The sequence below is a fragment of the Clostridium tetanomorphum genome (assembly GCF_017873215.1).
In the GTDB taxonomy this organism is placed as follows: domain Bacteria; phylum Bacillota; class Clostridia; order Clostridiales; family Clostridiaceae; genus Clostridium_AO; species Clostridium_AO tetanomorphum.
On record NZ_JAGGKA010000012.1, the window covers coordinates 104,748 to 124,633 of the forward strand.

Annotated in this window: 23 protein-coding genes and 1 riboswitch; of the genes, 16 read left to right on the forward strand and 7 right to left on the reverse strand. The window is 26.8% G+C overall.

The window, feature by feature from the left end:
- Positions 1-13 precede the first annotated feature (13 nt).
- The 3 genes from J2Z24_RS12600 to J2Z24_RS12610 all read left to right on the forward strand — a co-directional run bounded on the left by J2Z24_RS12600 (position 14) and on the right by J2Z24_RS12610 (position 1,157).
- On the forward strand, positions 14-241 hold the full coding sequence (locus J2Z24_RS12600) for a thioredoxin family protein (RefSeq protein WP_035145688.1): 228 nt from the start codon (positions 14-16) through the stop codon (positions 239-241).
- A 195-nt stretch (positions 242-436) separates the two neighbouring features.
- Positions 437-685: a hypothetical protein gene (locus J2Z24_RS12605; RefSeq protein ID WP_035145689.1), complete on the forward strand. Its 249-nt coding sequence runs from the start codon at positions 437-439 to the stop codon at positions 683-685.
- A 118-nt stretch (positions 686-803) separates the two neighbouring features.
- A complete protein-coding gene (locus tag J2Z24_RS12610) occupies positions 804-1,157 on the forward strand; it encodes an ArsR/SmtB family transcription factor (protein ID WP_035145690.1) in 354 nt (117 codons plus the stop codon).
- A gap of 261 nt (positions 1,158-1,418) precedes the next feature.
- Here J2Z24_RS12610 and J2Z24_RS12615 read toward each other — a convergent pair whose 3' ends face one another.
- Positions 1,419-1,913 (reverse strand): nucleotidyltransferase family protein, encoded by a 495-nt coding sequence (locus tag J2Z24_RS12615; RefSeq protein WP_035145693.1) that lies wholly within the window; start codon positions 1,911-1,913, stop codon positions 1,419-1,421.
- A 431-nt stretch (positions 1,914-2,344) separates the two neighbouring features.
- On the opposite strand from J2Z24_RS12615, the gene J2Z24_RS12620 reads away from it, so the two are divergent.
- The gene (locus J2Z24_RS12620) at positions 2,345-3,163 is read left to right on the forward strand and encodes a MerR family transcriptional regulator (RefSeq protein ID WP_035145697.1); all 819 of its coding nucleotides are present in this window, start codon (positions 2,345-2,347) and stop codon (positions 3,161-3,163) included.
- A 290-nt stretch (positions 3,164-3,453) separates the two neighbouring features.
- The gene (locus J2Z24_RS12625; RefSeq protein ID WP_156950183.1) at positions 3,454-3,594 is read left to right on the forward strand and encodes a hypothetical protein; all 141 of its coding nucleotides are present in this window, start codon (positions 3,454-3,456) and stop codon (positions 3,592-3,594) included.
- Positions 3,595-3,865: 271 nt separating this feature from the next.
- Here J2Z24_RS12625 and J2Z24_RS21445 read toward each other — a convergent pair whose 3' ends face one another.
- The 3 genes from J2Z24_RS21445 to J2Z24_RS12640 all read right to left on the reverse strand — a co-directional run bounded on the left by J2Z24_RS21445 (position 3,866) and on the right by J2Z24_RS12640 (position 7,106).
- On the reverse strand, positions 3,866-5,140 hold the full coding sequence (locus J2Z24_RS21445) for a S8/S53 family peptidase (RefSeq protein ID WP_241392938.1): 1,275 nt from the start codon (positions 5,138-5,140) through the stop codon (positions 3,866-3,868).
- A 108-nt stretch (positions 5,141-5,248) separates the two neighbouring features.
- Positions 5,249-6,733: a M56 family metallopeptidase gene (locus J2Z24_RS12635; RefSeq protein WP_035145700.1), complete on the reverse strand. Its 1,485-nt coding sequence runs from the start codon at positions 6,731-6,733 to the stop codon at positions 5,249-5,251.
- Position 6,734: 1 nt separating this feature from the next.
- Positions 6,735-7,106, reverse strand: a complete 372-nt coding sequence (locus J2Z24_RS12640) for a BlaI/MecI/CopY family transcriptional regulator (protein ID WP_035145702.1) — start codon at positions 7,104-7,106, stop codon at positions 6,735-6,737.
- Positions 7,107-7,405: 299 nt separating this feature from the next.
- A riboswitch (cobalamin riboswitch) is annotated at positions 7,406-7,587 on the forward strand.
- Positions 7,588-7,761: 174 nt separating this feature from the next.
- On the opposite strand from J2Z24_RS12640, the gene J2Z24_RS12645 reads away from it, so the two are divergent.
- The 7 genes from J2Z24_RS12645 (at position 7,762) to J2Z24_RS12675 (ending at position 14,759) form a co-directional block, all read left to right on the forward strand.
- Entirely contained in the window at positions 7,762-9,375 is a 1,614-nt protein-coding gene (locus J2Z24_RS12645) for an ABC transporter substrate-binding protein (RefSeq protein WP_035145704.1), read from the forward strand.
- 35 nt (positions 9,376-9,410) lie between these two features.
- Positions 9,411-10,160 carry a class I SAM-dependent methyltransferase gene (locus J2Z24_RS12650; RefSeq protein WP_035145705.1) on the forward strand — a complete coding sequence of 250 codons (750 nt, stop codon included), beginning with the start codon at positions 9,411-9,413 and terminating at the stop codon, positions 10,158-10,160.
- A gap of 94 nt (positions 10,161-10,254) precedes the next feature.
- Positions 10,255-11,199: a nickel ABC transporter permease gene (gene nikB, locus J2Z24_RS12655; protein WP_035145707.1), complete on the forward strand. Its 945-nt coding sequence runs from the start codon at positions 10,255-10,257 to the stop codon at positions 11,197-11,199.
- Positions 11,189-12,043 (forward strand): nickel transporter permease, encoded by an 855-nt coding sequence (gene nikC / locus J2Z24_RS12660; RefSeq protein ID WP_035145708.1) that lies wholly within the window; start codon positions 11,189-11,191, stop codon positions 12,041-12,043. Before nikB ends, nikC begins: the two co-directional genes overlap by 11 nt.
- Positions 12,044-12,166: 123 nt before the next feature.
- Positions 12,167-13,156 carry an ABC transporter ATP-binding protein gene (locus tag J2Z24_RS12665; protein ID WP_035145710.1) on the forward strand — a complete coding sequence of 330 codons (990 nt, stop codon included), beginning with the start codon at positions 12,167-12,169 and terminating at the stop codon, positions 13,154-13,156.
- A 2-nt stretch (positions 13,157-13,158) separates the two neighbouring features.
- Positions 13,159-14,124, forward strand: a complete 966-nt coding sequence (locus tag J2Z24_RS12670; RefSeq protein ID WP_051593148.1) for an ABC transporter ATP-binding protein — start codon at positions 13,159-13,161, stop codon at positions 14,122-14,124.
- Between the two features lie 80 nt (positions 14,125-14,204).
- Complete coding sequence (locus J2Z24_RS12675) at positions 14,205-14,759, forward strand: SMI1/KNR4 family protein (RefSeq protein WP_035145713.1); 555 nt, start codon at positions 14,205-14,207, stop codon at positions 14,757-14,759.
- A gap of 423 nt (positions 14,760-15,182) precedes the next feature.
- On the opposite strand, the gene J2Z24_RS21950 is transcribed toward J2Z24_RS12675, so the two are convergent.
- The 3 genes from J2Z24_RS21950 to J2Z24_RS12690 all read right to left on the reverse strand — a co-directional run bounded on the left by J2Z24_RS21950 (position 15,183) and on the right by J2Z24_RS12690 (position 16,412).
- Positions 15,183-15,455 (reverse strand): IS3 family transposase, encoded by a 273-nt coding sequence (locus J2Z24_RS21950; RefSeq protein WP_085058999.1) that lies wholly within the window; start codon positions 15,453-15,455, stop codon positions 15,183-15,185.
- Positions 15,456-15,530: 75 nt separating this feature from the next.
- Entirely contained in the window at positions 15,531-15,851 is a 321-nt protein-coding gene (locus J2Z24_RS12685; RefSeq protein WP_035145714.1) for a hypothetical protein, read from the reverse strand.
- 48 nt (positions 15,852-15,899) lie between these two features.
- Positions 15,900-16,412 carry a GNAT family N-acetyltransferase gene (locus J2Z24_RS12690; protein ID WP_035145716.1) on the reverse strand — a complete coding sequence of 171 codons (513 nt, stop codon included), beginning with the start codon at positions 16,410-16,412 and terminating at the stop codon, positions 15,900-15,902.
- Positions 16,413-16,630: 218 nt separating this feature from the next.
- Here J2Z24_RS12690 and J2Z24_RS12695 point away from each other — a divergent pair, with 218 nt between their 5' ends.
- The 4 genes from J2Z24_RS12695 to J2Z24_RS12710 all read left to right on the forward strand — a co-directional run bounded on the left by J2Z24_RS12695 (position 16,631) and on the right by J2Z24_RS12710 (position 19,846).
- Complete coding sequence (locus tag J2Z24_RS12695) at positions 16,631-16,945, forward strand: hypothetical protein (RefSeq protein WP_035145719.1); 315 nt, start codon at positions 16,631-16,633, stop codon at positions 16,943-16,945.
- 100 nt (positions 16,946-17,045) lie between these two features.
- Complete coding sequence (locus J2Z24_RS12700) at positions 17,046-17,861, forward strand: MerR family transcriptional regulator (protein ID WP_035145722.1); 816 nt, start codon at positions 17,046-17,048, stop codon at positions 17,859-17,861.
- A 233-nt stretch (positions 17,862-18,094) separates the two neighbouring features.
- A complete protein-coding gene (locus J2Z24_RS12705) occupies positions 18,095-18,442 on the forward strand; it encodes a four-helix bundle copper-binding protein (RefSeq protein ID WP_035145723.1) in 348 nt (115 codons plus the stop codon).
- 687 nt (positions 18,443-19,129) lie between these two features.
- Positions 19,130-19,846, forward strand: coding sequence for a YjgB family protein (locus J2Z24_RS12710; protein ID WP_035145724.1), 717 nt, complete (start codon positions 19,130-19,132; stop codon positions 19,844-19,846).
- Positions 19,847-19,886 lie beyond the last annotated feature (40 nt).

Genomic DNA, 19,886 nt, shown 5'->3' on the forward strand with positions numbered 1-19,886 from the left:
TGGAGGAGATAGTATGATAATTAAAGTTTTAGGTTCAGGATGTACTAATTGCAAAAAATTGGAAGAAAATACAAGAAAGGCTGTAGAAGAGTTAGGAGTAGATGCTACTATTGAAAAAGTAACTGATATGAAGGACATTTTATCCTATGGAGTAATGAAGACACCAGCGCTTGTAGTAGATGAAAAAGTAAAAGTTATGGGAAGAGTTTTATCCTCAGAGGAAATAAAGAAATATTTATAAAATATATTATATTGGTAGAAAAGGCTATTCTATATTTGGGATAGTCTTTTAATTTTTATGTTTTAAAATTATATATAAATTTATGGAACAGTCTTTTAATATAAGCATAATATATATTAAACATTAAATTACTATATGCATATATAATCATACTCAAACTAGGTTTTACTCTATATAAGAAAGGTGGTGTACATTATGGATATGAATGAATTAATAAGTGCTTTAGGAAATAGCGATGTTTTAAATGGTATAGGAACAAATGAATTACTTGGGGGAATGCTAAAGTCAGGAGGAACTGGCAATATAGCTTTATTAGTTTTAATAGCGATTTTATTGTTTGGCCAAGGAGGATATGGTAGAGGATTAGGAGGAAGGAATCAATGTTGCTGTTGTTGCTCCAGTAAAAGACATAAACATCATCATAAAAGAAGATGTTGCTGCTAAATTATATAATAAAGTTAAATGGAGGCTGTAGATAGGTTTGTGTAAACTCATAAACTTAACTATAGTCTCATTAAATTATATTAAAAAATGAAGAATAAAAGTAATTTGGAGGGGAATTATGGATGTAATTACCATATTAAAAGCATTAAGCGATGAAAATAGGATAAGGATTTTGAACATATTAAACTATGGGGAGTTATGTGTGTGTGAAATTGAATATATACTCCAAATATCACAATCTAATGTATCTAGGCATTTGAATAGATTAAATAATGCTAAAATAATAGAGAATTATAAAAAGGCTCAATTTGTATATTATAAAATAAATGAAGATACTGTAAATAAACATAATTTTATAAAGGATATATTAAATAATGAAATGAGTAAAATAGAACAATGTAAAATTGATATGGATAATTTTAAAAAGTTTAAGGAGTCAAAAATTGAGTGTAATACCATTAAGTTTAGGTAGTTTGGTACCTGGTACTGATGTCAAAAAAATACCTATACATATAAGTACAGGCGTTTTTGGAGTTGGAGAGGTAAGGGTTGAATCTATGACCTCTAAGTTATAAATCCGATAAGTTACCCACTGCCCTACCCCGTGCCTATATATTTATAATTTTTATATCAGTTTAAGTAAGATATATTAAATGATGCTTAAAAATCTACATTTAATTAAAGTACGGAAGTCTAGAGTTTAGCACTACATGTGAAAATTATGGTAAAAAGCTTATCTTTTACGTTCCCATACAGTTATAATTGGATGAATTAGTTTAATACTAATACCAATTTTAGGAACGTAACCATGGAATCCTTTTTGCTTCTTATATAATCCTAAACAATCAGTATCGCCCATTTTACATAATTTATCTGAATATGATTTATAATCAAAACACTTTAAATTACAATTATTAATATCAAATACAGCAACAGTATCAAGTTCAACTTTACTTTTCCAATTGATTAATGTTACATTTAAAACTTCTTTTAAAATTTGCTCTGGATTTAATTCTTTATTTAAAAATTTTGAGTCTACTAACAAAGACAAATCAATATCTGAGTTTTCACGAAAACGATTGGATAACCCCCTAGAACCACTTAGTATAATTTTGTAAACAGAAGGATGTACAGTTAAATTAGATTCATTTAAAATATTATATGTTGTAGGAAGAAGATTTTTAATATCTTCATTTATATTATCTATAACAGTTAAATTTTCTTTCAATTAAATTCAATCCTTTCTGTAAAGAAAATTGTGCAATATAATAATATTATCATAGTTGGAATTGAATTCAAATATATTGAAAAATATATATTAAAAAAGGTGAACAATATTAAACATATTTTTGATTTTTATTCCATACATGATGTACTCAGTTATAGTTTTAACTAAAGGTTCTGAGATTTTTCATACCTATACTGAATCAAATGATTATGGTGTTGGAATTATTGGACTAGTTATAGGCTTTTGTCAATTCATAAGCATTTTTATGGCAAGTATACTTGGTATATATTTAAAACGAAGAAGATGTATAAGTAATATAAAAGATAATAAGGAAAATTAAGGATAAATATAAATAATTATTGACTCTCCTATTACGGCAGGGTTTATTATTTAATTGTTAACAAAATATGCGCGCATAGGAGAGATAAAATATGTTTAGAATAGGGGAATTTGCAAATCTTAATAAAATATCTATAAAAACTCTTAGATATTATGATGAACTAGGACTTTTAAAACCTATGGAAGTTGATTGGCAAACAGGATATAGATATTATTCAGCAAAACAACTTCTAAGATTAAATAGAATACTGGCTTTAAAAGATTTGGGATTTTCATTAAATCAAATCAGTAATGTAATTGATAATGAGGAATCTAGGGATATTGTACTTTCAATGTTAGATGAAAAAAAGAAAGAAATTAATGATACCATAAATTCTGAAAAAATAAGACTTTCAAGAGTAGAGACACTTATAAATAAAATTAAGGAGGATGACAGATTTATGTTAAAATATGATGTGGTTTTAAAACAACTTGAATCTAGAAGGGTAGCCGCTGTGAGAGGTATTATACCAGATTATAGTAAGCAGCATGATTTATGGATAGAGCTTAATGGACACTTACAAAAACATAATGCTAAGGTAATTGCACCTTGTAGAGCAATATATTATGACCAGGGGCATAAGGAAAGTGATGTGGATATTGAGGTTATGTCATGTATAGCAAGTGATGTACCAGAAACAGACAGGGTAAAAGTTAAAGATCTTCCATTAGTAGAAAATGCAGCTTGTGTAGTACACAAAGGAAGCTATGAAAATATATGTATGGCATATAATGCTTTAATTAAATGGATTGAAGAAAATGGTTATAGAATTTCAGCACCTAATAGGGAATTATATTTAGAAGGGGAATGGTCAACTCAAAATATTGAGGAATATATTACTGAAATTCAGATACCTGTTAAAAAAATTTAAAATTAAATAGATTTGTAACAAAAAACTCTTTGAGTAAGGATAGCAAAGAGTTTTTTGTTTATTTTCATGCTATGGTAATATAATTAACCAATAATATCATTGAAATACTATTTAAGGCATAGTAAGTTACTAAATAGTTAAGTGATGTTTAGATTCATATAGAGTTTGCTTAAAAGGAGGAGAAAATATGTTTAACTTATTACAAAATACTGAAATTAAATATGTAAAGTGTTTTTCAAAATATGTAAAGGAAGAAGATAAAATTTAAGTATATCCCCGGAGATTATTATATGTCTATTCCAACATGTAAATATAATTATTTAAAAGAAAAAGATGAATGTACGGTAAAAGAAGTATTAAATGAAAAGATGTTGGAAGATGGTATCAGAGTTGACATTCAATCTATTTTTCACATGAATTCAGAAATTTAAAGTTTGAAGTTAAAAAAAGTAAGTTTATTAAAGATGATAATTTACAAGTAAAGATATATTTAATTAAAGATACAGAGAAAGATTTATATATTGTCTACTGTATTAATACAATAAATGAAGATTTAACTGGAGAAATTGATTCTATTTTTGTTGAGAAAGAATATCGTAAATATGGTTTGGGAGAAAAGCCATATAGATAGTTTCATAAAAAAACTAGAAAATATTAAACGAATAAATAGGAAGTGTTTATAACACTCCCTATATTAATCATCTATTTGCGAACCTTTTCTATAAGTTTTTCTGGGTTTACTATCTTACCTAAATTATATTTTTTATTGTCTTTCTCTATTTGTATTATGTTACCTGTATCTACTGCAGCCTTTAAAAATTCATCTGGAGTTATATCAGGATTTACTTGGCAGCATAGAGTATACAAAGCTGCTACATAGGGAACAGCCCAACTTAATCCACCTTCTCTATAAAATACATAATCTGATGTTCCTGTAGGGGAAGCAGTACATCTACTATCCATTGGTACCATAATATTTTTTGATGGATTAAATCTTTTATTATCTTTAAAAAATAAATTACTCCAGAACATACCTGTTTCATAGTTTTTAAAATCCTCTGGATTTTTCATACTATCTCTTCCAAGGCCCCAAAAATCAATATTATAATATTGACTAAAACTTGTAGAAACAACTAATATACCTTCACCTTTAGCTTTTTTTACTGCGGCATCTACTTCTTTAAAGCCTTTTTGTCTCTCGTCCCATCCTATAGACATGGAGATAGCTCGTATTTTTTTTTCTTTAGGCAAAGTTTTATTTACTTCTATGATTCTATCTATGGATTTTGCTAAATAAGTAAAATCAAAAGGGAATCCTGTTACAAGGCTACTTAAAGTAAATTTACCATGGGTTTCTGCAATGTAGTATAAATCTGCTTCTGGCGCAACGCCTACAGTTTTTCCTACTGCAATAGAACCAACAGCTGCTCCATGCATAGAAGCACCATCACTTTCCCCATTATGGATTTCTTCGTAAAATTTTAATCTATCCTTATATTCTTCATGGTCAGTTAAAAGAGTTTGATCAATAATAGCCATGCTAACTCCTTTACCTGTAATGCCTTTTTCGTGAAGTTTTCTTAAATTTAAACCTGGATTTTTTCCATATTCCATAATAGCATTTTTATCAAATCCTTTTGGAAGGTCAGAAGGCCACTTTGTTTTACTATCAAAATCTGCGTGCATTAAATCTTTTAAATTATTTTTAATGTCTAGTTCATATAAATCACAACTTCTTAAATCAACTTGCCACATTTTATTAGAGTTTTCTTCATACGTTGGAAGTTCTTTAAGTTTCCCTCTTTTATAATCTACAGGGTTAGGTACTCTAGCTATTCCGCTATTACCATTTACTTTGCAATCGTTATATTTACCTATTGGAAAAGTAAAAGCAAATACTACAAATAAAACTAAAATAATAATAATTGAAAAACATACTTTCTTTTTGACACTAAATTTTTTAATATGATTCCACATAATAATCCTCCTCCAAATTTAATCTTTTTAGAGATTACGTATGTAATCTCTAAAGTATAAAATTTTGTATTAGAGTTATCCAAGATGATATCTCTAATACGAAAAATATTATTTAACTTTTTTTAATACATAGTAAAATGGGGACATATTTCTGAATGAATAATCTCCACTTTTCCATTGCAAAAATATATATTCCTCATTATCTATACTTTTTATATAATACTTGCTAACTGTTTTATCATAAAGACATATAATTAGATCTTTTGACCAGTTCCAATATTTTATATTTGTTTTTCCGTTTTGAAAAAACTCTAAATTTTTAAGATATAAGTCGTCTTTGTAATTTCTTCTATAAGGAATAAAATCCTTTATATTTTTTACAAAATCTACAGATATCCATTTTCCTAAGATTTTATCATCTTTATTAAATGAAATATTTGTATTATCTATTTTTCTAATTCTTCCTTCTTCATCTACTACATAACTAGAGGATATATTCTTGTCCATAGCTGCCAAAACTGTGCTATTACATTCTGTTAACATAATAGCACCAGTTAAAATTACTACAACTAAAGATAGGGCTGTAGCATATAATCCTTTCTTTTTAAAATCACGTATAAAGGATATTCTTTTGGCAATTTCTTTTTTATTTCCTACCATATTTAAAGGCATGGAAATGTTTAAATTATTTTTTGAATAAGAGAGAAGATTTATTATAGTATGTCCATAACTTAGTTTGCCTTCTGTATTTATATAAGAAAGTACCATTTCATCACAACTTAATTCTAAGGTTTTCTTTAATTTATTCAGAGTATACCAAATCAAAGGATTAAACCAGTAGAATATACAAACAATTTTAGCTAAATATAAAACAAAAATATCTTTTCTTTTATAATGACATAATTCATGAAGCAGTATATTTTTTAAATCTTCTTTTTTAATTTCTTTTAATAATCCCTTTGGAATTAATATTATAGGATTTTTTAATCCCAATATAGCAGGACTACTTATAAAACTTAATTCTAATAATTTAAATTTTGACTTAATTTTAAGAAATTTACTACACTCTAACAGTGTGTTTATTATTTTTTTATCATTTACTTCTTTAATATATTTTATTTTTTTATAAAACTTTATATGGTTGACTATATTATATAAGATTAAGATACATACTCCTAAAAACCATAATATAAATAAGTATTTTGTATAAGAATGAGATCTTTTTATAGTATAGGAAAAGTTTATATAATTAGGTTGTCTAAAGCTTCTATCTATTTCCCTATAATAGCTTAAGCTACTATCATAACTTTTAGATTTATCTTCATTTTTTATCATATCAACTATGGTATTTTTATGATTTAGCATAGCTAATATTTTTGCTTTGTTATATAAGCTTAAAGAGCTTTTAGGCATTACAGGGGAAATTAATCTTATTAATATGAAGATATAAAGTATATATTGAAATTTTACAGAAATTTTCTTATTTAAAAGTTTGTTTATTGTAATTATAAATATTATAGGTATAATAGAGAAAAGTGACATTTCTATAATTAGTTTAAAAACTAAAAATATATAAAATACTAACTTATCCATATCATTTCCTCTCTTTTAAAATCTTTTTCAAATCCTCTATATCCTCATCTGTAAGGTTATGATCTTCTATAAAATTTAATACCAAGTCTTTAGTCACTCCATTAAATACTCTGTGCAAAAAAGATTTACTTTCTTCTTTTATACAATCCTCTTTTTTGACTAAAGGATAATAATTATAAGATCTTCCGTCTACTTTAAATGATAATACTTCTTTTTTTACTAATCTGCTTATTAATGTTTTTATGGTTTTAGGTTTCCAATCCATTTTGCTTTCCAAATTTTCTATAACATAATTGGCACTACACGGATTGTTATCCCATATTATTTTCATAACTTCCCATTCTGCGTCAGATATTTTAGGTAATTTAGTCATAGTAACACTCCTTAGATTACAATTGTAATTTCTAAATTAATATTATACTTTTAATTTGAATTTGTCAATAATTATGTTTTACGTTAGCATGGAAAAATATTAAAGCATTATCCGTTATAGAATACTGTAGATTAAAAAATATAAAACTAAAATAATATCGCAAATTTAAGGAAAAAAACGAAATATATACATATTAATAGAATTATGAATATAATTGGATTCACAAGGAATATTATGAAAATTAGAAAATTGAAAATAATTTATGATTATGTTAAAATATTTACTATAAAAAATAAATATTATATTAAAGTTATATGAGTGCTTTTTTGAAAAGATTAAAAAGGAAGTTCGGTGAGAGACCGACGCAGCCCCGCTACTGTAAGTACAGACAAAATCTTAATTAACCACTGGTGTATTCCGGGAAGGTAAGAAAGTAGGATGAAGTACAAGCCAGGAGACTTGCTTATATGATATAAATGCTTCAGTATATTCGGAGGGAATATAGTGACTATTTCTTATGCTAATTTATAATAAATTAATTCTATAGTAAGTAGTTAAGAAACTCCCAAGGAAGGAGTTTCTTTTTTATATAAAAGATTATGATATAAAATCCGGATTTTTAAATTATAAAATTTATAATATTGGAGGATAAAGGATGGTTAGCAGGAAAAAGCTTTTTATTATTTTAAGTATATTAAGCTTAATATCTTTATTTGCATCTGGATGTGGTAAAAGCAAAGAGGAAGCAAGCAATAAAAATTCATCAAAAACAATAAATATAGCAGCTAGTTCAGATAGTGAAATGGATACATTAGATACTCTTTCAGACAAAGGATTAATGCAGGCTTATCCACTAATTTACGACTCTCTAGTTGAATATGGTGAAAATGGAAATATAGTTTCTGGATTAGCAGAATCATGGAATGTATCTGAAGATGGTAAAAGCTATACTTTTCATTTAAGAAAAGGAGTAAAATTTTCGGATGGAACCCCTTGTGATGCTGAAGCTGTAAAATTTTCAATTGAAAGATGGGCTAATAATGAAAAATTATCTTGGATGAAAATTTGCAAAGATATAAAGAAAATAAATGTTATAGATAAGGACACAATTAAATTAGATTTTCAATCTAAATATTCACTTGCATTAACTGAATTTACATATCCAAGACCTATAAGAATAATAAGTCCAACAGCAGTAGAGCCAGCAGGAGATCCTAAAGGTAAGTTTGTAAAACCAATAGGTACAGGAGCTTGGAAAGTTGAGAATTATATAAAGGATAAGGAAACTGTTTTGATTAAAAATGATAATTATTGGGGAGATAAACCTAAAGTTGATAAGCTTGTAATAAAAGTAATTGCAGATCCTCAAACAAGAGTTTTAGCACTTCAGAATGGAGAAGTGGACTTAGCAGGAGGTCAAATGTCTGGAATACCTATTGAAAGCTTAAAAGTAATAAAAAAGAATAATGACTTGAAGATTTTTACTAATTCAGGAACAACCTCTTATTTTTTAATGTTTAATAATAAAAATGATATATTTAAAGATTGTAAGATTAGAAAAGCAATAAATTACGCAATAAATAAGGATGAAATTGCTAATAATTTGTTTGATGGTACAGGAAAGCCAGCACAAGGATTATTCCAATCTACAGTTCCTTATGTAACAAAAGACAATAATAAAGGATATAAATATAATATTCAGAAAGCTAAAGAGCTTTTAAATGAAGCAGGATGGAAGGATTCAAATAATGATGGAATTTTAGATAAAAACGGACAAGCGCTTAAAATACCACTTGTTCTTCAAGTGGAAGAGTTCCCAGAATGGAAGTCTATATGTGAAGTTATTCAAGCTAATTTAGCACAGATAGGAATTAAATTAGATTTAAAAATTCTTGAAGGAAGTGCATATTATGATTCTATTTGGAAAAGTAAGGACTATGGATTAGTTATATATCGTACATATTCTGATGGATGGAATCCTTATTTCTTTCTAAAAGATATATTCCATAGTAGACAAGGGGAAACTGCTATATCCTATACAACAAAAGAATTGGAAAAATTAATAGATAGCATTGCACCAATGTCAAATAAAGAAGAAATACAAAAGACTTATGACAAAATGTTTAAAATTATGTATGATGAGGCCGTATGTGTACCTATATACTATACTAATGAAATTTTTGTAACAAATAAAACAATCTCAGGATTTGAATTTGGAAATACAACTTATAGTCCTGTTATTTGGGAAAAGCTTTATAAAAATAAATAATATAAATTTAATAAAATACAATGGAGGAATGTATTATGGAACTTAAAGAGAGAAATGTAAAGTACTGGAATGAAAGTTCTGAAATTTATAATGACTTGATTTTAGAGGAATTAACTAGTTTTAAAAAGGATGCATGGAAAAATTTAATAAAAACTAATATAGAGAAAGATAATTATAAAAAAGTACTTGATATAGGAACAGGTCCAGGATTTTTTGCAATTATCATGAGTCAAATGGGCTATGAAGTTACTGCTGTAGATTCATCAGAAATGATGATAAAACAAGCGTCACATAATGCTGAAATGGTTGGTGTTAATCCAAACTTCATGCAGTGCGATGTTGATTCATTGCCTTTTCCAGAAGAAAGTTTTGATGTAATTATAAGTAGAAATGTTACTTGGACATTACAGGAACCTGAAAAAGTATATAAACTTTGGCATAAGATATTGAAAAAAGAAGGAAAAGTAATAATATTTGATGGAAATTGGAATGAAAGATTAGTAAATCCAGAGGTTCAAAAAAATTATGAAAAAGATATAGAGGAAGCAAAAAGTTTAGGATTTTTCATAGATATAGGTGATAGTTTAGAGGCAGAGGGAGATTCAATTTCATTAAAATTGCCTCTAACTTATGAGAAACGTCCAGGATGGGATAGAGAAGTACTTTCTAAAATTGGATTTAAGGAGATAGTTATAGATGATAATATAAATGAAAAAGTATGTACAGAAGAAGAAAAAATAGCTAATAGAACTACGCCTATGTTCTATATATGTGCTAGAAAATAAAACTATAATTAAGCTTCAGTTGAGAGTTAAATTATTTTTTATAAGAAAACTCCAGCTGAAGCTTAGAACCACTTAATTAAGGGATGTGTTTTATTTGAAAAGATATGTTATAAAACGATTATTAGCTATTGTTCCTGTAGTATTAGTTATTTCAATAATAACTTTTTTATTGATAAATTTAGCACCCGGAGATCCAGTAGAATTAAAGCTTAATTCTCAAGGAATAGCTTTTAACAAAGATACTGCTGATGCACTTAGAAAGGAAATGGGACTTAACTATCCTATACATATTCAATATATAAATTGGCTGAAAAAAGCTATTTGTTTTGATTTAGGTAACTCATTTAAAACTGGAATGCCGGTTTTAAATGAGTTATTGTATAGATTAACATTTACAATTAAATTAGCTTCATATGCATTAATTATTGCTATTTTTATTTCAATTCCATTAGGTATTATATCTGCATTATATAAAAATACAATAATTGATCATTTCATACGTTTTTTTGTTTTAACTGGAATAACTATTCCAGACTTTTGTTTGGGACTTTTACTATTATATTTATTTTCTGTAAAGATGAAAATATTTTCCATAGTTGGCGGAAATGGTTTTCGTAATGTTATACTACCAGCTTTTACTTTGGCTTTTGGGATAATAGCTCAATATACTAGAATACTTAGGGCAACTATGTTAGAGGTTCTAAATGAAGATTTTATAAAAGTGGCAAGGGCTAAAGGCTTAAAAAGAAGATGGTTTATAAGTAGATATGCTTTAAAAAATTCATTAATACCAATGATTACTATTTTGGGTACTAGTATAGGACAATTGCTTGCTGGATCTGTAATTGTGGAAACAATTTTTTCTTGGCCAGGAATAGGTAAATTCGTTATTGATGCTATTTCTAACAGAGACTATCCCGTTATTCAAGGATTTGTAATATTCATGTCAGTAATATTTGTAATAATTAATTTATTAGTAGATATTTCATATGCTTTTATTGATCCACGTGTTTTAGGAGGCAATAAAAATGATTCATAAAAGAAACTATATATATACAGTTTTTAAAAGCTTGTTTAATAATAAGGTTGCTTTTATTAGTTTTATTATAATTGTTATATTTTTTTTAATAGGTATATTTGCGCCATATTTAGCACCAAATGATCCACAAAAAGTAGTTTTATCTCAAAAGTTAAATGGTCCTAGTAAAGAGTTTTTGTTAGGTACAGATCATTTAGGAAGATGTATTTTGTCACGAATTATTTATGGTACTAGGATATCTTTATTTTCTGTTTGTTTTATAATATTTATGATTTTGCTTATAAGTGTTCCAATAGCAATGATTTCGGGGTATTTTGGAGGTAAAATAGATAATTTTATTATGAGAGTAGTAGACGTTTTTCTCGCATTTCCAAGTGTTTTATTATGTATTGTAATAGCGGGTTTTTGGGGACAAAGTTTAATAAATATCATAATTGTACTCTCTTCTGTGTGGTGGGCTAAGTATGCAAGAGTTATTAGAGGGATGGTATTATCAATAAAACAAAAGGATTTTATCATGGCAGCTAAATCTTGTGGAACTTCATCAATTAAAATTATTTTGAGACATATTTTACCTAATATAGTGCCAACTATAATTATTTTAGCAACTATTGATATGGGAAATATAATTTTATCAATTTCAGGATTATCTTTTTTAGGGCTGGGAGCACAACCACCTATTCCAGAATGGGGTACTATGTTAAGTGAAGGGAAAAATTATATTCAAATAGCTCCAAGGATTATGATATGTCCAGGGCTAACAATAATGGTAGTAATAATGGCTTTTAACTTATTAGGAGATGCTCTAAGAGATATAATGGATCCTAAGTATATAAAAAGGTAAAAATAAATCAACATTTTTGCCACATAGTTACCTAATAAGAAAAGTTCTTCTAAATCTTAAATAGAGTAAGTAAAGTGCAGCTAGAGATTAGAAGAAGTACATTTGGCATTGGAGGTATAAAAAATGTATAAGGAGCAACCTTTATTAACAGTTAGAAATTTAAGAACTATATTCTATAAAAATAATTCTATTGTAAATGCAGTTAATAATATAAGTTTTGATTTGAAAGCTGGAAAAACTTTAGCAATAGTTGGAGAGAGTGGATGTGGAAAGAGTGCAACATGTTTATCTATACTTAGGTTAATTGATTATCCAGGTGAAATTATTAATGGAGAAATTTTATTTAAGGGAAAAGATTTAATGAGCATTTCTGAAAAGGAATTGAAGAACATAAGAGGCAAAGAGATATCAATGATTTTTCAAAATCCTATGACATCACTTAATCCAATAATTACTGTAGGTACCCATTTAATAGAAACAATTAAAAGTCATTATAGAATAAGTAATAAAGATGCAAGAAGTAAAGCTATAGATATTTTAAAAAAAGTTGGTTTAATAGATGCAGAAAAAATATTAAAAAAGTTTCCATTTCAATTAAGTGGAGGTATGCGCCAAAGAATAGTAATTGCAATGGCATTGTGTTTAAAACCTGAAATTATAATTGCAGATGAACCAACAACAGCTTTAGATGTTACGGTACAAGCTCAAATTTTATATGAACTGAGAAAATTAAAAGAACAGTTAAATTCATCAATTATTTTTGTTACACATGATCTTGGAGTAGTGGCACAAATTGCAGATGAAATAGCAATAATGTATGCAGGAGCTATTATAGAATATGGAGATGTGTTAGAGGTTTTTAAAAATCCTATACACCCATATACAAAGGCTTTGCTAAATTCCATACCTAAATTAAATCAGATGGAAAAACTAAAACCAGTACAGGGGAATCCTCCCAACTTAATAAACTTAACTAATGAATGTGCTTTTAAATATAGGTGTGAGATTAAAGAAAAACAATGTATAAATGAAATTCCTATATTAAGAAGCATATCAGATAATCATAAAGTAGCTTGCTTTTATGCTTCTAATGATAATATAGAGAGGGTATGAGAATGAGTTTTATAAAAGTAGAGAATTTATCAAAATTTTATATGGAAAAAAAAGGGGTGTTTTCAAAATCAACAAAAACTTTTAAAGCTGTAAATAAAGTTTCGTTCTTACTTAAAAAAGGTGAGACATTAGGTATAGTTGGAGAAAGTGGTTGCGGAAAAAGTACTTTAGCTAGGATGATTTTGAGATTAGAAGGTATAGATGAAGGAAAAATAATATTTAAAAATGAAAATATTGTTGAATTAAAAGGAAAAGATTTAAAGAATTTACGTAAAGATATTCAAATTATTTTTCAAGATTCATATTCTTCACTAAATCCTAGACAAACAGTGTTTGACATTATAAGAGAGCCACTGATAAATTTTAATGTAGGTACAGAAAAAGAACAATTTATAATGGTTAAAGATATAATGGAGAAGGTTGGTCTAGGTAAAGAATATATGAATAGGTATCCTCATGAATTTAGTGGAGGGCAGTGTCAAAGAATTAATATAGCTAGGGCTTTGATATTAAAACCTGAATTTATTGTTTGTGATGAACCAACTTCAAGTTTAGATGTTTCAATTCAAGCACAAATACTAAATTTGCTGAAAGAATTAAAAGAGGAATTAGAATTAACATACATATTTATTTCACATAATTTAGCAGCTGTAAATTATATTAGCGATAAAATAGCTGTTATGTATTTAGGAGAAATTGTAGAAATGTTTGAAAAGAAGTATTTAGAAACGAAAAAACATCACCCATATACTAAGACACTATTAGAAGCAATTCCTGTAATGAATCCATTAGAAAAAAATCATTGGGAAAATATACTTAGAGAAAAAAAGGGTATTAAATATAAAGTAAATGAAGATAGTTGTAGTTTTTGCATACATTGTACTAATGCAAAAGAAATATGTTATACAAAAAAGCCAGTAATAAAAGAAATAGAAAAAGGGCATTTAATTGCATGTCATTGTATTTAGATAATATTTTATTTAAATTTATCCAATTTAATTATATAATATTTTAAAGATTACTAGATTGGATGGGGGATGTATAGGACATGCAAAATCAATTAGAAATATTAGATACATATTTAAGAAAATTAAGACCTGATTTTTACTCAGAACTTAATGATCCATTAAAAGAAAATGAGATAAAAGATTTAGAAGCAAAGTTTAATGTTATTCTTCCTGAGGATTTAAAGTTATTGTATAAATGGAAAAATGGACAGAAAGGAAATTGTTATGAATCCTTTGCAAATAATTCAACATTTATTCCTTTAGAAGAGGCATTGAATTCAGCAAAAGAATTAACTTCAATGATTGACTCCGATTTTGATATTGATAATTGGTGGAATGAAAATTGGATACCTATATTAGAAAATGGTGGGGGAGATAGTATTTGCTATGATATAGCAGGAATTTTTACTAATGAAAAAGGGCAATTAATTGAATTTTGGCATGAAGACAATGATAGAAATGTTATTGCCCCAAATCTAAAATCCTTTATTGAAGCTATAAATAGGTTTTATGAAACAAAAGAAGCAAAAGATTTTGATGAATACTTTGAAATTGATAATATAGAAGGGTTTCCTAAAAGTTTTTATGTTGAATAGGTAAAAATGAAGAGTGCTTATCTTACATTTTTTAAGAGGAAGATAAGCACTGTTACTAAACTTAAATAAGTTATAAAAATTCTTATATTAAATGTCTTTTTCATAATGTTCTAGGGTTTCATTAGTATAAGCGCCTGTCAAATGGAGCATGTCAAGAATTTTCTGTAAACTTCCATAAAAATTTTAAAATTAATATCTTTAAGGATAACTAGGTAATAGTATTATTGTGCTAATACCTAGTTATTTTAATTTATTCAATATTATTACAATAAAAAGATATACTATCACTACTGTAATTACTAATATTTTTTAAAATATAATATTATCAATTCTGCCATGAAAACATATGGATAATTGTACTGAAATTTGAGCCCAACCTCGTATTGATTATGTTCAATTCTTATGGAGTTTACACAGATTATTTTACACTTTCCTTTCTATGTAGCCATATTTTATATTCATTTCCCATAGTTGATTTGAGGCTGTTATAGTCCTGTTAATTGAAATAGTTTTCTTTATTTTAGGTTTAATTACTCTCCGGTCTTTCAGTATTTTAAGCTCTTTGCAAAGCTGATAAACTTTTTTATGATTGATTATAAGATTATAGTATCTTCTTAAGTGATAAGTTATTTTTCTATATCCATAGTTATTTGATATTAATGAGACATTTCCTACCTCTAATAAAAAACAATTGATAGTTTAAGAAATTACTTCTTAATTATCAATTGTTTTTTATATTAAGTAATTAGTAACGTTATATAATGGCTTAATTTAAAATCGTAGTCTCCATCCAATTTCCCACTGATTAGTATATATCATAGGCATACATATAGGAGTGACTTCATCATACTCGTCAATTAAGCTCCAATTTTTAAATTCGCTCCATTCAGGATTCCATTTACTTTCATCAAATTCAATATCTTTATCTAGACTTTCTACTAAGCTATCAAAAAATGGTTTAAAAGACTTAAAATAATCATTACCTGTAAAAGTACCGGAAAGCCAAGGAAAGTCACTATCTGTATATAATATTTCACCAATGCATATATCTTTATAAAAAAGTTTAAATTTACTTTTGTTAATAGTCCACATCTTGTTTTCTCCAATCTTATGTATTTTAATAAAGTTTTATAGTTAGTTTTAAAGCTGCAATCTCATAACATTTACTATATGTTTTTTTGTTGAGAAGTCCATATTAACTTCTTTGATTTTTGTATATCTTAAAGAAGACCAAAACCTAATTCCATTATAGTTATCTTCTATTACCCCTATTCTAAAGGATTTTGCACCTAAATTAATTGCCCATGTAACTAATGCAGAATGTACTATTTTTCCTAGTCCATTACTTCTTCTAGCAGGATCAATAAGCATTAATCCAAGCATCCACTCCCCATCAGTGGGAAAGTCTTTTATAATATCAACTATACCAACTAATTCATCAAAATTATATATTCCTAAGACAAATTTATCTTCATAATTTTTATTTGGAGGTAAAGCAGTAAATATTTCGTTTATATCTTCTTTGGAGGGTAATACTCCTCCGTGTAATATATAGTAATCTGAACATTTCTCGCATAGTTTTTGGACTATCTTATTGTTTTTAAGAGAAAGAAGATTAATTTTATATCCATTTGGTAAATTATTATTTTGCATAATTAAATTCTCCTCTATAATTACCACCTTTATGATATATTAATGAAATCATTTGATAATGGTAAAGTGCTATATAATTGCATTAATTTATCGTAATCATTATATTATACTTTATTAAAAAATCTTTAACAAACATATAAATATAGAATTTAAGATTACTAGATGATAAAATGACTTTATAGTAAATAAAAAGAGTTAAAATATAATGGAGGCGTTTTATGTTTAATATAGAGGATCTATTAGCTGAAGATTTTGCAGCATATCCAGAAGAAGTGAGAGTATATTTAGAGAATTTCTCCTATAATTTAAGAGAAGCTTTAAAAGAAGAATTAGTTGAACATATTGGTAACGAAATGTTAAAGGACATAGAAATGAGCAAAGATAATTTTATGATGAAACTTACCAGTATATTAAATTATGGACATAAGGGATATAATAATATGACAACTAAAGCATTGCTGGATTTATATTTAGAAATAAAACAACAGAAAGATTTTATATCATTATTAGATAAGGTAAGTAATGAAGTATAATTTACATAAAGATTATATATAAATTTAAAATAAGCTGTTGACTTTAACCTTGGGTAAAAGATTATACTCAAAATATCAAATCAAATGCGCAGGTGATCAGATGTTTAGTATAGGAATTTTTTCAAAAATCAATATGATTACTACAAAGACTTTAAGACACTACGATGAAATAGGCTTACTGAAACCTGAATATGTAGATGAATTTACAGGATATAGGTATTATACATCACAACAATTACCTAAACTTCATAAAATTATCACACTAAAACAGATGGGATTATCTTTAAAGCAAATAAAAGAAGTAATAGATAATCCTACTGCAATTAATACGTTTTTAAAGTTAAAAGAGCAGGATATTTTAAATAATATTGAAGAGGAAAAGGTGAAGCTTTTGCAAATTCGTAGTTATCTTAATAGTGTGAAGGGAGAAGATTATTCTATGTATGATCCAATTATTAAAGAATTACCCAAAGTTATAGTAGCTTCAATGAGACAAATAATACCCAATTACGGAGCACTTTTTCATTTAGCACCAAATGTTATGGCTAAAGAAATGGAAAGACTAGGTTGTGTATGTGCTATTCCAAATTATTGTTTCAATATTTATCATGATTGTGAGTATAAAGAATTAAATGTTGATGTAGAAATATGTGAAGCGGTAACAGAAATGAAAGAGGATACGGAAATACTAAAATTTAAAACTATAGAAGCTGTTCCTACTGCAGTATGTGTATTGCATAAAGGATCTTATGCAAATCTTAGAACTTCTTATTTATATACCTTTAAATGGATTGAAGAAAATAAATATGAAGTTATTGGCAATCCTAGAGAATCTTATATAGATGGTGTATGGAACAAGGAAAAAGAGGAAGATTGGCTAACAGAAATTCAAGTACCAGTTAGATTGAAAAAATAATAATTAATAGTACAAAAGAATAAGCCAATATGTAAGTTTTATTATGATGATTAAAAATATTCATTAGATAAATTTTTTAAATATCGTAAAATTAGGAGTGAATTCAATTTTACGGTATTTTTTATATTGTAATTATATACAAGTTATTATGGGAAGATTGGATTATGTATAAAAGTATTTTTTAGAGGAATAATATTTTTGTAAAAAAAATTAAACTAAAGGAGATGTTTAAAGTGGGAGTAGTAACTACAGTAACTGATAAATATCAAGCATGTATAGATGCTTGCGGAAGGTGTGCTCAAGCATGTTATGAATGTTTTGAAGCTTGTTTAAATGAACCAGATGTTAGTGCAAGAAAAAATTGTATAAAGATTCTTGTTGAATGTGCAGAAATGTGCCAGATGTCAGTAGCAATGATGTCTATGAATGGTGAATTTGCAAAACAACATTGTAATCTCTGTGCTACTATTTGTGATAAATGTGCACAAGAATGTGCAATGTTTAAAGATGATCATTGTCAGAAATGTGCACAAGAGTGCCGTACATGTGCAGATGAATGTAGAAAAATGGCTTCAATGTAATAGTTCTAAGTAAAAGAAATTAGTAAAAGTATTATTTAAGAAATAAGATTTATGGTCCTATATTTTTAAAAATAGGACCATAAATCTTATAAAATTAAGTGTTTTTACATTTCATAAAATTCTTGTATCACTTCATTTTCAACTTGTTCTAATAAACCGTATTTATCAATATAGTGCAAATAAAATTTTTTCCTATTTTTATCTTTAATACGTCCATTCAACTTACGTCCCTATATTTACATATTATAGATATAATTACCACATATATAGTTTACTATAACTACTACAATTATACAAACTATATATTATTTACTTATAGTTATTTTTATATATAGGAATGCAACTATAACTACTATAAATACCATATTATTAATTACACTATATTACTTTACATAAAGATTTTGTGCTAGATAAGATTTTCTAAAGTATATATGAATGAATGCAGACAACAATCAGAAGATATTTTTAGGAAAGGCAAACCTAAAAGTTAGGTTATGGTGGTATTATAATATGTATTTGAATTGTAGTAATTAGCTATATCTTGGTAAAGGTAATTAAAAAAACGTGAGAAATATAACCGTTTTGTAAATATTTATTGTTTATAAAGAGTTATAATTTAAATATAGTTTAAGGAGGTGAGCATTTAGAAGAGTAGTATATACGATACTAACTCTTGCTAAAGAAAATATGATATCATTATTTAGTAGAAAATCAATTATAGTAACTAGTATAGTTTTATTATTAACGTTTATGGTGGGGTGTTCAAGTACATCTAAAATTTCAAGTGATAAAGCAAATAGTAATAAAGTTAAGAATAAAGTTTCAAATAGTTCTAATGTTAATTCGAATTTAGCTAGTAATACTTCCAACAATAATATTGAAACAAAAAGTTCTGAAAATAATTTAAGTAAAATAAAGCAACAAAATAATTTACAAAAGGCTCTCCTTGAAAATATTAAGAAACTAGCAGTACAAGGGAAAATTATTAATTGTGAATTTCCAGCTAAATCTACATGCATTGAAGAGGTAGAAAAAATGTGGGGAAAAGCAGATAAATCAGATTTCGTAGAGAAAGCTAAAGGAATGTATACTACTTATTCAAAACACAATATAGTTTTTAGATCTAATAAAGGTTCGCAAATTTTTGAAGTTAGATCTTTTGACAGAAGTTTAAAACAAATATCTTTATCAATGGTAAAAGAGGTATTAGGAAGTCCGGCATATGACGTAAAGTGTAACGGAGAAGAGATTATGGGTTATACAGCAGGAAAGGAATTTAAGATTTTATTTGTATTTCCCCAGTCTACAAAGAATAACAATAATCCTTTGTTGCATCATTATTCTGTTTTGTATTCAAATGGAACCATCAATAATATGGCAGATGACCCAGGAATAAAATGGTAATATATGTAATTTTATATTTAATGAGAGGGAAAGGGTAGAT